The following is a 15,812-nucleotide window of genomic DNA, read 5'->3' as shown; positions in this document are numbered from 1 at the left end:
TGGGGGGCGGGCGCGGGGTGGGGGGGGGGGGGTGCCCTCCCCGCTGGGGGGTCCGCCCTCCCCCGGGGCCCCCCCGCCCCGGGCCCCCGGGGGGGGGCCGCTTGGGCTCCGCGGCCGTCCGCCGATCGGTGTGCGGGTGCCGGTCAGGTGGCCGGCGGGGGCGAGTCCGGCGGCGCGGTCGTGCCGCCGCGCTCCGTCCCCGCGCTTCCCGCGCTCCCCGTGCCGTCCTTGTGCGCGAGGCGGTCCATGGCGTCCTTGGCCTTGCCCGTGCCCGTCTGGATCTTGTCGCTGTACTTGCCCTTGGTCTTCTCGTCGACCATCTTCGCGGCCTTGTCGAGACCGCTCTCGATCTTGCCTCCGTGCTGCTGAGCGAGGCCCGAGACCTTGTCCTTCGCCGGGGCGAATTTGGCCTTCAAACTGTCCATCAGACCCATGGTTCACCTTTCACGCGGGCGGTTATGTGCGGGCGCCTTCACCGGCTTCGTTGTCGGCGGCCTCTTCGGCGGACTGCTGCTTGGGGATCTCGACGCCCTCCGCGGCCCCGACGGCCTCCGTCGCCGTCGTCTCCGCCGCTTCCTGAGCGCCTGCCCCCGCCTCGGTCTCCGACACCTCGTCCGCCGCTTCAGCCGTGACGTCCTCGGCCGTCTCCGCGCCGGCCTGCGTGTCGGCGGTCGACGCGTCCTCCGTAGCCTTCGACCTCCGAAGAAGTCGGTCAAAAACGCCCATATCCACTCCATACGTTACTCGTGCGGGCGAAATCCCGCGTAGCCCGGTGCGTCCGTTTGCGTCACCCGGGGCGCCGCCTCCAGAAACCGGCGGCGGGACATCTCGAAACGGGCAACGACGCCACACGGGTGCCGTCACGTAACTCGTTCGAGGCGGGGTCCGGCGTTTGGGAGACTGTGGACGTGAGCAGCGCACCCCCCGCCCCCCGAGTCATCGCCGTCGTCGGACCGACCGCGGCCGGAAAGTCCGATCTGGGCGTCTTCCTGGCCCAGCGTCTAGGTGGCGAGGTCGTCAACGCCGACTCCATGCAGCTCTACCGAGGGATGGACATCGGCACCGCCAAGCTGACGCCCGAGGAGCGCGGCGGCATCCCGCACCACCTCCTGGACATCTGGGACGTGACCGTCACGGCGTCCGTCGCCGAGTACCAGCGCCTCGCCCGCGAGCACATCGACGCCCTGCTCGCCGCGGGCCGCTGGCCGATCCTGGTCGGCGGCTCCGGGCTGTACGTGCGCGGGGCCGTCGACAACCTGGAGTTCCCCGGCACCGACCCCGAGGTCCGGGCCCGCCTGGAGGAGGAGCTCACACTGCGTGGCTCCGGAGCCCTGCACGCCCGCCTGGCCGCCGCCGACCCCGGGGCCGCGCACGCGATCCTGCCCAGCAACGGCCGCCGTATCGTCCGCGCCCTGGAGGTCATCGAGATCACCGGCAAGCCCTTCACCGCCAACCTCCCGGGCCACGACTCGGTCTACGACACCGTCCAGATCGGCGTCGACGTGGGCCGCCCCGAGCTCGACGAGCGCATCGCGCGCCGGGTCGACCGGATGTGGAGCGCGGGGCTCGTCGACGAGGTGCGGGAGCTGGAGGCGAGGGGCCTGCGCGAGGGGGTCACCGCGTCCCGTGCGCTCGGCTATCAGCAGGTGCTCGCGGCGCTCGCGGGGGAGTGCACGGAAGAGGAGGCGCGCGCGGAGACCGTGCGGGCCACCAAGCGCTTCGCGCGCCGTCAGGATTCGTGGTTCAGACGCGATCCTCGGGTGCACTGGTTGAGTGGGGCTGCGGCCGATCTCACAGAACTTCCGCACCTGGCACTGGCGTTGGTCGAACGACCGGTCACAGCCTGATCACGTCATGGCATCGGGACGCTCCGGCCGCCGTTGCGGCCTCCGGGGGCGTGCCATCATCGAGCTTCGATCGACCAAGTGGAGTCCGAGTTGGGAGGGCGCGTGGCGATGGAGGCCGGCCCTCGCGACACCGCAGAAGGCGCTGAGCAGGTCACCGCGGACCGTGGTGAACCGGAAGAGGTCGACGGCCGACTGAGCCCGGACGGCCCGGACGAGATCCAGGGCGGCGTGACCGCCGACGGTCCCGGGCCCGACGAGATGTACGCGGGACCCGAGGTCGAGGTCGAGCTGCGCCCGCAGCGTCGGCTGCGCATCTGGCAGCTCGCCCCCATCGTGGCCCTGGCCGCCGTCGGCTCCCTGATGTTCGCCTTCCCGCTCGCCTTCGACTTCGGCGACAGCGGGGCCGTGATCGCCATGCTGGGCCTGCTCATCTGCTCCTGCGCGGCCGGTTGGGGCATGACCGCGGCCCGCCGCGTCGGCCACACCTGGCCCGGCTTCCCGCAGCGCGGCTCCGGACGCCGCCCGGACTGGCGGGTCGTCATCGCCTACGCCCTGATGGTGGCCGTGGTCGTGGTCCTCGCCGTGTGGCGCGTGGCCAGGCTCCGTTAGCCGACGAGGCCGGTCGCGGCACTCATGGAGGTCGGCCGTCGAGGTCGGTCACAACTGCTCGTCGGGATGTCGTAGCCACCCCGTACGATCGAGGAATGAGCACGCGGATCGCCTTCCTCAAGGGGCACGGCACCGAGAACGACTTCGTGATCGTCCCGGACCCCGAGAACGTCATCGACCTCCCTCCGGCCGCCGTGGCCGCCCTGTGCGACCGCCGCGCGGGCATCGGCGGCGACGGACTGCTGCATGTCGTGCGGTCCGCCACGCACCCCGAGGCGCGGGACATGGCGGCCGAGGCGGAGTGGTTCATGGACTACCGCAACGGCGACGGCTCGGTCTCCGAGATGTGCGGCAACGGAGTGCGGGTGTTCGCGCGCTATCTCCAGCGCGCCGGACATGTGGCCGCAGGGGACATCGCGGTCGCCACGCGCGGGGGAGTCAAGACCGTCCACCTCGCCAAGGACGGTGACGTCACGGTCGGCATGGGCAAGGCGCTCCTCCCCGAAGGGGACGTCATGGTGAGCGTCGGCGAGCGCAGCTGGCCCGCGCGGAACGTGAACATGGGCAACCCGCACGCGGTCGCCTTCGTCGACGACCTCGCGCACGCCGGCGACCTGTACTCGCCGCCGCCCTTCAGCCCGGCCGGGGCCTACCCGCAGGGTGTCAACGTCGAGTTCGTCGTCGACCGGGGTCCCGGTCACGTGGCCACGCGGGTACACGAGCGCGGCGCGGGCGAGACCCGCTCGTGCGGCACGGGCGCGTGCGCGGTCGCCGTGGCGGCCGCCCGGCGCGACGGTGCCGACCCGGCCGTCACCGGAACGCGGGCGACCTACACCGTCGACGTACCCGGGGGAACGCTGGTGATCACCGAGTGGCCCGACGGCCGGATCGAGATGACCGGTCCCGCGGTGATCGTCGCCGAGGGCGAGATCGATGCCGAGTGGCTGGAAAACGCCATCCGCTGAACGGGTGATTCGCAGCCTCGGCCGCCCAGGAGGCCATGATCCGAAGTCTCCGGCGGCCGGGCGGGCCGGAAAGCACGGCCGGCCCGGGAGAGCGTGGCGCAAAACCGTAAACCTCCCGACCTTCGCTCGAATGGGTGATCCGTTTCACGCTCGGCGAGAGGCGGTCAGTCGCACGTGGTGGGCTCGGTAGCATCAAGCACCGGCCCGGACGGGGGATCGAAGATCCCCTGAGCCGAGTACGCCATGGGGCACCCGTCCGCCGGTCAAGCAGCCGGAGGTGCCCATGAGTGCGGAGGCCACGAACCCTGCGAGCCCAGGCCCTGTGACCAACACAGCGCCCCGCAGGAAGGCCCGCCCCCGGATCGACCTGCGCCGGCTCGGCCGGGCCGCCCTGCTCGGTCCCGCCGCGCGTGACCGGCTGCCCGACGCCATCGGCCATGTCGCCGAGGCGCACCGCGCCCACTATCCCGACGCCGACCTCGAACCGCTGCGCCGCGCCTGGGTCCTGGCGGAGTCCTCGCACCGGGGCCAGATGCGCAAGAGCGGCGAGCCGTACATCACGCACCCCCTCGCCGTGACCCTGATCCTCGCCGAACTCGGCGCCGAGACCACGACGTTGACGGCCTCTCTGCTCCACGACACCGTCGAGGACACCGAGGTGACACTCGATCAGGTCGGCGAGGAGTTCGGCGCAGAGGTGCGCTATCTCGTCGACGGCGTCACGAAGTTGGAGAAGGTCGACTACGGCGCCGCGGCCGAGCCCGAGACCTTCCGCAAGATGCTCGTCGCCACCGGCAGCGACGTCCGCGTGATGTCGATCAAACTCGCCGACCGGCTGCACAACATGCGCACCCTGGGCGTGATGCGCCCCGAGAAGCAGGCCCGTATCGCCAAGGTCACCAGGGACGTCCTCATCCCGCTCGCCGAGCGGCTCGGCGTACAGGCGCTCAAGACCGAACTGGAAGACCTGGTCTTCGCGATCCTCCACCCCGAGGAGTACGACCACACACGCGAGTTGATCGTCGACAACGCCTCCCGTGTGGACGACCCGCTGGCCGAGGTCACCGACGAGGTGCGCAGCGTCCTGCGCGACGCCGACATCCAGGCCGAAGTCCTCATCAGGCCACGGCACTTCGTCTCCGTGCACCGCGTCGCCCGCAAGCGCGGCAGGCTGCGCGGCGCCGACTTCGGCCGCCTCCTGGTGCTCGTCAACGAGGACGCGGACTGTTACGGCGTCCTCGGCGAACTGCACACCTGCCTGAAGCCCGTCGTCTCGGAGTTCAAGGACTTCATCGCCGTACCGAAGTTCAACCTCTACCAGTCGCTGCACACCGCCGTCGCCCACACGGACGGCCAGGTCGTCGAAGTCCTCATCCGCACCCACCAGATGCACAAGGTCGCCGAGGCCGGCGTCATCGCGCTCGGCAATCCCTACGCTCCTCCTTCGGAGGAGCAACAGGCCGCGAGCGACGGGGAGCGCGCCGACCCCACCCGGCCCGGCTGGCTCTCCCGGCTCCTCGACTGGCAGGAGGGCGCGCCCGACCCCGACACCTTCTGGTCGACGCTCCGCGAGGACCTCGCCCAGGACCGCGAGATCACCGTGTTCCGGCCCGACGGCGGCACGCTGGGCCTGCCCGAGGGCGCGACCTGTGTGGACGCCGCGTACGCGCAGTACGGCGAGGACGCCCACGCCTGCATCGGCGCCCGCGTCAACGGCCGTCTGGCGACCCTCAGCACGGTTCTGCGGGACGGCGACACCGTCCAGCCCCTCATGGGCCAGGACCCGGCCTCCGAGCCCTCCAGGGAGTGGCTGGAGCACGCGCACACCCCCGCCGCCCGGATCGCCATCCAACGCTGGCTCGCGGCGCATCCGGGGCGCGGCGACGAAGCGGACGCCGGCACGGACGAGGGAGCGCAGAGTGTCCGATCGGCGCCCCCTGCGGCCGAAGGCGCCCCCACCAGCAACCCCGCCACCCCCCTCGTGGACCAGCCCGGCGCGACCGTACGGCTCGCCGGCTGCTGCACGCCCGTACCGCCCGACGAGGTCACCGGATTCTCGGTGCGCGGCGGGGTCGTGACCGTCCACCGCGTCGAGTGCAGCGCGGTGGCGCACATGAAGAGCGTGGGGCGCGCGGAGGTCGGTGTGCGCTGGGGCGACACCACCGAGTGCCGGGTCACGCTGGTAGCCGAATCGTTCGGCCGCCCCCATCTGCTGGCCGATCTCACCGAGGCCATGGCTCTGGAGGGCGCCGAGATCGTCTCGGCGACGGTCGAACCCCCGAGCCAACAGCGCGTCCGCCACACCTACACGCTCCAACTCCCGGACGCGGCGCACCTTCCGGCCCTCATGCGGGCGATGCGCAATGTGCCGGGCGTCTACGACGTGAGTAGGGCGCAGCACCACACGACGGCCTTCTGAGCCTGGGGCAGGAACGCGCCCCCCCGCGCTCCCCAGGAGGCGCGCGCTCCGGCGTGGCCGACGCCCCGTAGGCCCCCGGAAGACCTCGTTCGAGTGGGCCGGGCGCGAGTCGTCGGCGTGCGGTACGCGCGCGCTGGTAGCGGTGGTCCATGCTGCTCACCCCCCGCACCGCCACCCCTGGGGCCGGTACCAGGGCTCCCCGACGGCTGAAGGCGGCCCTGCTCGCCTCCGCCGTGTCCGTCTGCCTCGTCGCCGCGGGCGCCCCGCCCACGCCCCTGGGCGTCGGGGACCGCCTCTTCCCGGACCTGGGCAACCCGGGCTACGACGTGGCGTCGTACGACCTCTCCTTCACCTATCCCGGCACCAACAGCAAGCCCCTCCAGGCCGTCACCACCATCGACGCGTGGACCACGGAGTCCCTGGACCGGATCAATCTCGACTTCGCGCACGGCACCGTGGACTCGGTCGAGGTCGACGGGCGGCCGGCCGCCTTTGCCAGCGCCGGCGAGGACCTGGTGGTGACGCCGGAGAAGCCGCTGCCCCAGGGGAGTTGGACGCGGATCACCGTGCGGCACACCAGCGACCCCGTCTCCGCCGAGGGCCAGGACGGCGGCTGGGTGCGCACCAAGGACGGGCTCGCGATGGCCAACCAGGCCGATGCCGCGCACCTGGTGTTCCCGTGCAACGACCATCCCTCGGACAAGGCGATGTTCACCATCCGGGTCACCGCGCCCAACGCCTACACGGCCGTCGCCAACGGACTGCCGGCCGGCGTCGACAAGGACGGCGCGAACACCACCTGGACGTACCGCACCCAGCACCCCATGGCCACCGAACTCGCCCAGGTGTCCATCGGCCGCTCCGCCGTACTGCACCGCACCGGACCGCACGACCTGCCGATGCGCGACGTCGTGCCCGCCGCGGACGCCAAGCAGCTCGAACCGTGGCTCAAGAAGACCCCCGACCAGATCGCCTGGATGGAGAGCAAGGTCGGCCGCTACCCCTTCGAGACGTACGGCCTGCTCATGGCCGACGCGTCCACCGGCTTCGAACTCGAGACCCAGACGATCTCTCTCTTCGAGAGAGATCTCTTCACCGAGCCCGCCTACCCCAAGTGGTACGTCGAGTCGATCATGGTGCACGAGCTGTCCCACCAGTGGTTCGGCGACAGCGTCAGCCCCCGTACCTGGTCCGACCTGTGGCTCAACGAGGGACACGCCACCTGGTACGAGGAGCTGTACGCGGAGGAGAAGGCCGGCAGGCCCATGGAGACGCGGATGAAGGCCGCCTACGGCGCCTCCGACGGCTGGCGCGCCGCCGGCGGACCGCCCGCACTCCCCAAGGCACCCGCGCCCGGCCACAAGATCAGCATCTTCCGTCCCAACGTCTACGACGGTGCCGCCCTGGTGCTCTACGCCCTGCGCCAGGAGATCGGCCGCCCCGCCTTCGAGCGCCTGGAGCGCACCTGGGTGAGCGTCCACCAGGACGGCACGGCCACCACCGCCGACTTCGAGGACCTCGCCTCCGCGATCTCCGGCCGCGACCTGAGCGACTTCTTCAAGGCCTGGCTCTACGGCGCGAAGACCCCGCCGATGCCCGGTCACCCGGACTGGACGTCGCAGGCACCCGCGAAATAAGGCCGTGACGTGGCGATCCGCGCCGTGCGACCATCGTCGGGTCGGCGGCGCGGTTCACCGGGAATCTCCGGGGGCACTCGCACGTTGAGACAATTGCAGGACTCCCATCGACGTAAGGACCCAATGACCTCCTCTTCTTCCCCTTCCCAGGACACTGAGCGCTTCGCGCACACCTACCCCGAAGGTCTTCGGGCCGATGCCCTGATGGAAGAGGACGTCGCCTGGAGCCACGAGATCGACGGAGACCGGGACGGCGACCAGTTCGACCGATCCGAGCGCGCGGCCCTGCGCCGCGTCGCGGGCCTCTCCACCGAGCTCGAGGACGTCACCGAGGTCGAGTACCGACAGCTCCGCCTGGAGCGCGTCGTACTCGTCGGCGTCTGGACCACGGGTACGGCACAGGACGCGGACAACTCGCTCGCCGAGCTGGCCGCCCTCGCGGAGACCGCCGGCGCGCTCGTGCTCGACGGTGTCGTCCAGCGCCGCGACAAGCCGGACGCGGCCACGTACATCGGCTCCGGGAAGGCCAACGAACTGCGGGACATCGTCCTGGAGACCGGCGCAGACACCGTCATCTGCGACGGTGAGCTGAGCCCGGGCCAGCTGATCCACCTCGAAGACGTCGTCAAGGTCAAGGTCATCGACCGTACGGCCCTGATCCTCGACATCTTCGCCCAGCACGCCAAGTCCCGGGAGGGCAAGGCGCAGGTCGCGCTCGCGCAGATGCAGTACATGCTGCCGAGGCTGCGCGGCTGGGGTCAGTCGCTGTCCCGTCAGATGGGCGGCGGCTCGGGCGGCGGCCTCGCCACGCGTGGTCCCGGTGAGACCAAGATCGAGACGGACCGGCGCCGTATCCGCGAGAAGATGGCGAAGATGCGCCGGGAGATCGCGGACATGAAGACCGGCCGCGACATCAAGCGCCAGGAGCGCCGTCGCCACAAGGTGCCCTCGGTAGCGATCGCCGGTTACACCAACGCCGGCAAGTCCTCCCTGCTCAACCGCCTCACGGGCGCGGGCGTACTGGTCGAGAACGCGCTGTTCGCGACCCTCGACCCGACCGTGCGCCGGGCCGAGACCCCGGGCGGACGGCTCTACACGCTGGTCGACACCGTCGGATTCGTCCGGCACCTGCCGCACCACTTGGTCGAGGCCTTCCGCTCCACGATGGAGGAGGTCGGCGACGCCGATCTGATCCTGCACGTGGTGGACGGTTCGCACCCGGTCCCGGAGGAGCAGCTGGCCGCCGTGCGCGAAGTGATCCGGGATGTCGGCGCCACGAAGGTGCCCGAGATCGTGATCATCAACAAGGCTGACGCGGCCGACCCGTTGACGCTCCAGCGGCTGATGCGGAACGAGAAGCGGTCCATCGCCGTCTCGGCCCGCACCGGCCAGGGCATCGAGGAGCTGCTCGCGCTCATCGACAACGAGCTGCCGCGCCCCTCGGTCGAGATCGAGGCGCTTGTGCCGTACACCCACGGCAAGCTGGTCGCCCGCGCCCACTCCGAGGGCGAGGTGATCTCCGAGGAGCACACCCCGGAGGGCACCCAGCTCAAGGTGCGGGTGCACGAGGAACTGGCGGCGGAACTCGCGCCGTACGTCCCGGCACCGCTGGCCTGACGGTCGTAGCACAGCACGTCGCCGGCCCGACGGCCATGGCACAGCACGTCCTGAGGCTCGCCCCGGATCACCAGGGGCGAGCCTCGGCCGTGTCTACTGCCCCGCGAACTTCTTGCTGACCGAGTCGTACACACCCTTGGCCACATCGCCCAGCCGCGGACCCGCCAGCCAGCCCGAAGTCACCGGGCCGATCGAGGTGTTGGACACCAGCGCCGGCTTGCCGTCCGTGCCCGTCTCCACCCAGCCGCCGCCGGACGAACCACCGGTCATGCTGCAGCCGATGCGGTACATCGTCGGGTCCGAGGCGTTGATCGACAGCCGCCCCGGCTTGTCCGCGCACTGGTACAGCGTCGAACCGTCGTACGGCTTCGCCGCCGGGTAGCCGGTCGCCGTGATGCTCGACACCTTCGGCACGGCGGGCGCGTTGAAGTTCACCGGGAGCGCCGAACCGACCGTCTCCTCGAGGGACTTGCCCCCGCTGCCCTTCTCGGGCGTCACATGGATCACGGCGTAGTCGTACGACGAGCCCTGCCCGCCCGTCTCGCCGCCCTGGTCGATCCACTGCTGCGAGGTCTGCGCCCAGTCGGCCCACCAGACACCGTACGGAGCGACCTGGGCCCGGGTGGCCGTCTCCAGCTGGGCCGTCGTCATACCCGAGTTGTTGTACGACGGCACGAACGCGAGGTTGCGGTACCAGCCGCCCTTCTTGCCCGCGTGCACGCAATGGCCCGCCGTCCACACCAGGTTGGACTTGCCCGGGTGCGCCGGGTCCTCCACGACCGTCGCCGAGCAGACCATCGTGCCTTCGGGGGCGTCGAAGAACACCTTGCCCGCCGTCGCCGCGTTGGCGTGGTACGTAGGCGACACGGCCTTCGCGTCCACCACCGCGGGCGTCGGGTCGGTCACGCCCTGGTCACCGGAGATGTCGTTGGTGTCGACACCCTTGTCCGGGTCGTTGGCGTCCCGCATCCGGCCGGAACTCCACAGCCCCTCGATGATCGGGTTGATGTAGTCGTTGGCCTCGCGCAGCCAGTCGTCCTTGTTCCAGTTCTTCCAGGCGCCGTGCTTCCACTTGTCGATGTCGATCCCGTGCTCTTTGAGCTTGTTCTTGATGTCGTCCGGGATCTTGATCTTGCCGTCGCCGGTGTCACCGCTGGTCGCCGACGCGGTGGACTGGCCGTCCGCCTTGGTGTCACCGGAGCCGCAGGCGGTCGCGGTGAGCGCGAGCGCCGAGGCCAGAGCAACGGCGGCCAGCACGGGGGTGGTTCCGCGACGCGCACCCCTCCCACGCCGGGTGGTGAAGGACGGCCGTATCGATCGCATGGTCTTGACTCCCCCTGGAGTGAACGGATGGTGCGCCACGGCTGTGATCTCAGCCGGAACTCATGGTGAGTTCACGCCGAACTCACGACCTTCGGGAACGGCATCACACACTATGCGCTCGCTGTGGGGGACTTCCGACGGAACGGCAACGGTTTCGCTACGGCAAGGATCTTGAAGCAACCCGTAACCCGTTGGGCGGTACGGGAGTTGGCTTCGACAGGGGCGGAGGGGGCTGCTGTTCGGCGCGTGGTCCGCTGTGCCCGGGGCGACGCGAGATCTCACATCCCGAGGAACAGTCTTGAACCCCACATCCACCTCTGACAGCCACCCCCGCCCGCACCCTCTGGCAGTGGCGTCGACCGAGTCCGTTCCCCGGCAGCAGCCGCGCAGCCCGGAGACGAGCGGGCCCCGGGGCACGGACGCCGACCTCCTGGAGCATCCGGACCCCGCAACGGCCGCCCAGGCCGCGGCCGTCGAGAACCTGCTGCGCTGCTGGGTGCGCGAGACGAACCTCCCCGACCCTCACGACGGCACCCTCCGCATTCCCCTCCCCGCCAGCGGCACGGCCCTGCACGCCCAGGTCCGCTACTGGTCCCCGACGGGCGGGCACCGCTTCGGCCCTCCGTACCTGTCCAACGCTCCGCATGGCGCGCCACCGGCCGACGCGGTGACGGTCGCGGCGCTGCTCGCCAGGGAGACGGCCGCGCGCGACGGCGACTCCGCACGGGAGGCGGCGGTGGCAGCTGCGGCGACGCCCGACACCGGTACCGATCTGGTGGCCCGCGTGGCCGACTCCCTCCGGCATACCGTCACCTTCCTCACCGACCGCCGCGCGCACCCGGCCGACGGCTCCGACCTCTTCCTCTCCGCCGAACAGGCACTGCTCCTCGGACACCCGCTCCACCCGACCCCGAAGAGCCGAGAGGGTCTCTCCGAGGCCGAAGTGCGGCTGTACTCACCGGAGTCGCGAGGCTCCTTCGCACTGCTGTGGCTGGCCGTCGCCCCCTCCGTACTCGCCACCGACTCGGCCTGGACGGAACGCGGCCGACCTGTCTCCGCCGCCCACCTCACGGCCCGACTCGCCGGAACCGGGCTGCCGTTGCCGGACGGACACGCGGCACTGCCCCTGCACCCCTGGCAGTGGCGCGAACTCCGACACCGTGCCGACATCGCGGCCCTACTCGACGCCGGGTTGATCCAGGACCTCGGCCCCTACGGCACCCCGTGGCACCCCACGTCCTCCGTGCGAACCGTCCACCGATCCGGCGCTCCCGCCATGCTCAAGCTGTCCCTCGGCCTCCGCATCACCAACTCCCGTCGTGAGAACCTCCGCAAAGAACTCCATCGCGGCGTGGAAGTGCACCGCCTGCTGCGCAGCGGCCTGTCCCAGCGGTGGCAGGCCGCCCACCCGGGCTTCGACATCGTCCGCGACCCGGCGTGGCTGGCCGTCGACCAGCCGGCGGACGGGTGCGGTGCCGACCGCGGCCAAGGGAGCGCGGGCGGTACCCGTGCGCCCCTGCCCGGCATCGACGTGGTGATCCGGCACAACCCGTTCAGCCCGTCCGACGACGTCTCGTGTGTCGCCGGGCTCGTCTCACCCCGGCCGTACACCGGGCGGAGGGCGAACGCCGACGGACCGCAGGCGAGTTCGCGGACCGGCCACTCCGCGTCCGGTGTGCCCCCGCTGCGGTCCCGGCTGGCCGACGTCGTCACCGGCCTCGCCGAGCGGACCGGCCGGCCCCGCGAAGCCGTCGCCGCCGAGTGGTTCCTGCGCTACCTGGAGCAGGTCGTCCGTCCCGTGCTGTGGCTGGACGGCGAGGCGGGCATCGCCCTGGAGGCGCACCAACAGAACACCCTGCTCCTGCTGGACGGCGCGGGCTGGCCCGCGGGGGGCCGCTACCGCGACAACCAGGGCTACTACTTCCGCGCGTCCCGGCGTGCGGAGCTAGACGCCCGGCTGCCCGGCATCGGCGAACACAGCGACACCTTCGTCTCCGACGAGGTCACCGACGAACGCTTCGCCTACTACCTCGCGATCAACAACGTGCTCGGTCTCATCGGAGCGTTCGGCTCCCAAGGACTCGCCGACGAAGGGCTGTTGCTCTCCGCCTTCCGCCGCTTCCTCCGCGACGTGGCCTCCGGCCCCGCCCGGCTGCGCACCTCCCTGCCGACCCGCCTGCTCGACTCACCCGTCCTGCGCTGCAAGGCCAACCTCCTGACCCGACTGCACGGCCTCGACGAACTCGTCGGCCCGGTCGACACCCAGTCCGTCTACGTCACCATCGCCAACCCCCTGCATTCCTGACCACCCTCAACTCCCTTCGCCGCTGAGGAACATGACCCACCCCGTCTCCTGAGAGGAGCGCGACCGTGCCTCCCACCGACGCGAGTGCTGACACCGTGTCTGCCCCCGGCTCCGACGCGAGTGCCGGTCGGAGCCCGGCCACGGACGGCGAGGACACCCTCCACCTCCGCCTGCCCGATGAGTTCCTCGCGCTCTGCGCCAAGGCGGACGCGGACACCGCCCGCGACGAACTCCTCGACCGGGTCGGCGACTGGGGGAGGACCCGTACGCCCGTGGGTTTCTTTCACCTCGTGCCTGTCCTTTGCGAGCGAGACCTCCCCCTCATCAGCGGCTGGATGAACGACCCTGCCGTCGCGGAATTCTGGGAGCTGGCCGGCCCCCGGACGCTCACCGAGGAACACCTGCGCGCCCAACTCGCCGGCGACGGACGCAGCGTCCCCTGCCTCGGCGTGCTGGACGACACCCCGATGAGCTACTGGGAGATCTACCGCGCGGACCTCGACCCCCTGGCCCGCCACTACCCCGCCCGACCGCACGACACCGGCATCCACCTGCTCATCGGTGACGCCGTCGACAGGGGACGAGGGGTCGGAAGCGCCCTCCTCCGAGCAGTCGCCAACCACGTACTCGACAAGCGCCCCGCCTGCACTCGCGTCGTCGCCGAACCGGACCTTCGCAACACCCCTTCCGTAGCCGCTTTCCTGAGCGCCGGTTTCCGGTTCGCCGCCGAGGTCGACCTGCCTGCCAAGCGGGCCGCCCTCATGGTCCGGGACCGTTCCCTGCGTGATCTGCTCTAGCGCCATGTGGCGACGCCATCACTTTTGGTACACCGCTCGGACCGATCCGGTTCCACCTCACCCGAACACGTCCCCGCCCGATCCGACTCGATCTCCATGTGATCCCCATCCGAACGAAACCCGTCCCCATCCGAAAGCCCACCGGTCCTGACCCACCCCCTCCCTCAGCAGTGATCGCCCGGTTGTCAGTCCCGCCCCGTAGGGTTGGTCGCGCTATGACGAAGCCCTCACTCCCCGAACTCCTGCATGCTGCCGTCACTGCCGTCGGCGGTTCGGAGCGCCCCGGCCAGGTGACCATGGCCGAAGCCGTCGCGGAGGCGATCGACGACGGCTCCCATCTGCTGGTCCAGGCCGGCACCGGTACCGGAAAGTCGCTCGGCTACCTGGTGCCCGCGCTCGCGCACGGGGAGCGTGTGGTCGTGGCCACCGCCACCCTCGCGCTCCAGCGCCAGCTCGCGGAGCGCGACCTGCCGCGCACGGTCGACGCACTGCATCCCCTGCTGCGCCGCCGCCCCCAGTTCGCGATGCTCAAGGGCAGGTCGAACTACCTGTGCCTGCACCGACTCCACGAGGGCATGCCCCAGGACGAGGAGGACGGCCTCTTCGACCAGTTCGAGGCGGCGGCGCCGACCAGCAAGCTGGGCCAGGACCTGCTGCGGCTGCGCGACTGGAGGGACGAGACCGAGAGCGGCGACCGCGACGACCTCACGCCCGGAGTCTCCGACCGCGCGTGGGCGCAGGTGTCGGTCTCCTCGCGCGAGTGCCTGGGTGCCCAGAAGTGCGCCTACGGAGCGGAGTGTTTCGCCGAGGCGGCCCGCGAGCGCGCCAAGCTCGCCGAGGTCGTTGTCACCAACCACGCGCTGCTCGCGATCGACGCCATCGAGGGCGCTCCCGTCCTCCCGCCGCACGAGGTGCTGATCGTCGACGAGGCCCATGAACTGGTCTCGCGGGTCACCGGAGTTGCCACCGGCGAGCTCACCCCGGGCCAGGTGAACCGCGCGGTGCGCCGCGCCGCGAAGCTGGTCAACGAGAAGGCCGCCGACCAGCTCCAGACCGCCGCCGAGGGCTTCGAGCGGCTCATGGAGCTCGCCCTGCCGGGCCGCCTGGAGGAGATCCCGGAGGACCTCGGCTACGCCCTCATGGCGCTGCGCGACGCCTGCCGTACGGTGATCTCCGCGATCGGCGCCACCCGCGACAAGTCCGTGCAGGACGAGGACGCGGTCCGCAAGCAGGCGCTGGCCTCAGTGGAGGCCGTGCACGACGTGTCGGAGCGCATCAGCAACGGCTCCGAGTGGGACGTCGTCTGGTACGAACGCCACGACCGCTTCGGCGCCTCCCTCCGTGTCGCCCCCATGTCCGTGTCGGGCCTGCTGCGGGAGAAGCTCTTCGCGGACCGCTCGGTCACCCTCACCTCCGCGACGCTGAAGCTCGGCGGCGACTTCAACGGCGTAGGAGCGTCCCTGGGCCTCGCCCCCGAGGGAACCGTGGGCGACGACCTGCCGCAGTGGAAGGGTGTCGACGTGGGCTCGCCCTTCGACTATCCGAAGCAGGGCATTCTGTACGTCGCCAAGCATCTGTCGCGCCCCGCGCGGGACGGCGATCGCGCCGACATGCTGGACGAGTTGACGGAGTTGATCCAGGCGGCGGGCGGTCGCACCCTGGGCCTTTTCTCGTCGATGCGGGGCGCCCAACTCGCCGCCGAGGAGCTGCGCTCACGCATCCCCGAGTACCCGATCCTGCTCCAGGGCGAGGAGACGCTCGGCGAGCTGATCAAGAACTTCGCGGCCGACCCGAAGACCTGTCTCTTCGGCACGCTGTCGCTCTGGCAGGGCGTCGATGTCCCCGGCCCCAGCTGCCAGTTGGTCGTCATGGACAAGATCCCGTTCCCGCGTCCGGACGACCCGTTGATGAGCGCCCGCCAGAAGGCGGTCGAGGACGCCGGGGGCAACGGCTTCATGGCGGTGGCCGCGACGCACGCCGCGCTGCTCATGGCCCAGGGCGCCGGCCGTCTCGTCCGGGCGTCGGGAGACCGGGGCGTGGTCGCCGTACTGGATCAGCGGCTGGCCACCGCCCGCTACGGCAGCTACCTCAAGGCGTCACTGCCCGACTTCTGGTACACCACGGACCGCAACCAGGCCCGGAGGTCGCTGGCCGCGATCGACGCGAAGGCGAAGCAGGAGGAAGCCGAAGCCGAGGCCGCATCGGAGTGATCCGGGGCGGGTCGGCCCGGAGCGGCGGGCCGACACCGAATCGAAGGACTGGCCGCCACCGGGCTGCGGGCGGCCAGCCGGTT

12 protein-coding genes are annotated in these 15,812 nt (G+C 71.0%); 9 read left to right on the top strand and 3 right to left on the bottom strand.

Features of this window, described 5'->3' with window-relative positions; all coding sequences use genetic code 11:
• Positions 1-143: 143 nt before the first annotated feature.
• Positions 144-434 carry an antitoxin gene (locus ACFXC1_RS36840; protein ID WP_381251241.1) on the bottom strand — a complete coding sequence of 97 codons (291 nt, stop codon included), beginning with the start codon at positions 432-434 and terminating at the stop codon, positions 144-146.
• 22 nt (positions 435-456) lie between these two features.
• Positions 457-726, bottom strand: coding sequence for a hypothetical protein (locus tag ACFXC1_RS36835; protein ID WP_381251239.1), 270 nt, complete (start codon positions 724-726; stop codon positions 457-459).
• A gap of 182 nt (positions 727-908) precedes the next feature.
• Here ACFXC1_RS36835 and miaA point away from each other — a divergent pair, with 182 nt between their 5' ends.
• The 6 genes from miaA (at position 909) to hflX (ending at position 9,094) form a co-directional block, all read left to right on the top strand.
• Entirely contained in the window at positions 909-1,847 is a 939-nt protein-coding gene (gene miaA / locus ACFXC1_RS36830; RefSeq protein ID WP_381251237.1) for a tRNA (adenosine(37)-N6)-dimethylallyltransferase MiaA, read from the top strand.
• A gap of 108 nt (positions 1,848-1,955) precedes the next feature.
• On the top strand, positions 1,956-2,456 hold the full coding sequence (locus tag ACFXC1_RS36825) for a hypothetical protein (RefSeq protein WP_381251300.1): 501 nt from the start codon (positions 1,956-1,958) through the stop codon (positions 2,454-2,456).
• A 95-nt stretch (positions 2,457-2,551) separates the two neighbouring features.
• Positions 2,552-3,421: a diaminopimelate epimerase gene (dapF, locus tag ACFXC1_RS36820; protein ID WP_381251235.1), complete on the top strand. Its 870-nt coding sequence runs from the start codon at positions 2,552-2,554 to the stop codon at positions 3,419-3,421.
• A 283-nt stretch (positions 3,422-3,704) separates the two neighbouring features.
• Complete coding sequence (locus tag ACFXC1_RS36815) at positions 3,705-5,840, top strand: RelA/SpoT family protein (RefSeq protein WP_381251233.1); 2,136 nt, start codon at positions 3,705-3,707, stop codon at positions 5,838-5,840.
• 149 nt (positions 5,841-5,989) lie between these two features.
• The gene (locus tag ACFXC1_RS36810; RefSeq protein ID WP_381251231.1) at positions 5,990-7,477 is read left to right on the top strand and encodes a M1 family metallopeptidase; all 1,488 of its coding nucleotides are present in this window, start codon (positions 5,990-5,992) and stop codon (positions 7,475-7,477) included.
• A 123-nt stretch (positions 7,478-7,600) separates the two neighbouring features.
• A complete protein-coding gene (hflX, locus tag ACFXC1_RS36805; RefSeq protein WP_381251229.1) occupies positions 7,601-9,094 on the top strand; it encodes a GTPase HflX in 1,494 nt (497 codons plus the stop codon).
• 93 nt (positions 9,095-9,187) lie between these two features.
• Here hflX and ACFXC1_RS36800 read toward each other — a convergent pair whose 3' ends face one another.
• Positions 9,188-10,417 (bottom strand): trypsin-like serine peptidase, encoded by a 1,230-nt coding sequence (locus ACFXC1_RS36800; protein WP_381251227.1) that lies wholly within the window; start codon positions 10,415-10,417, stop codon positions 9,188-9,190.
• A gap of 298 nt (positions 10,418-10,715) precedes the next feature.
• Between ACFXC1_RS36800 and ACFXC1_RS36795 the strand changes: the two genes are divergently transcribed.
• The 3 genes from ACFXC1_RS36795 to ACFXC1_RS36785 all read left to right on the top strand — a co-directional run bounded on the left by ACFXC1_RS36795 (position 10,716) and on the right by ACFXC1_RS36785 (position 15,729).
• On the top strand, positions 10,716-12,722 hold the full coding sequence (locus ACFXC1_RS36795; protein ID WP_381251225.1) for an IucA/IucC family protein: 2,007 nt from the start codon (positions 10,716-10,718) through the stop codon (positions 12,720-12,722).
• Between the two features lie 65 nt (positions 12,723-12,787).
• Positions 12,788-13,519: a GNAT family N-acetyltransferase gene (locus ACFXC1_RS36790; protein ID WP_381251223.1), complete on the top strand. Its 732-nt coding sequence runs from the start codon at positions 12,788-12,790 to the stop codon at positions 13,517-13,519.
• 215 nt (positions 13,520-13,734) lie between these two features.
• Positions 13,735-15,729 carry an ATP-dependent DNA helicase gene (locus tag ACFXC1_RS36785; protein WP_381251221.1) on the top strand — a complete coding sequence of 665 codons (1,995 nt, stop codon included), beginning with the start codon at positions 13,735-13,737 and terminating at the stop codon, positions 15,727-15,729.
• The last annotated feature ends 83 nt before the right edge of the window (positions 15,730-15,812 follow it).

Origin of the sequence: Streptomyces hokutonensis (genome assembly GCF_042751305.1) — a bacterium.
GTDB classification, from domain to species: Bacteria; Actinomycetota; Actinomycetes; order Streptomycetales; family Streptomycetaceae; genus Streptomyces; species Streptomyces hokutonensis_A.
Note: the sequence above shows the minus strand (reverse complement) of the source record. Positions and strands in the feature narration are given on the sequence as shown.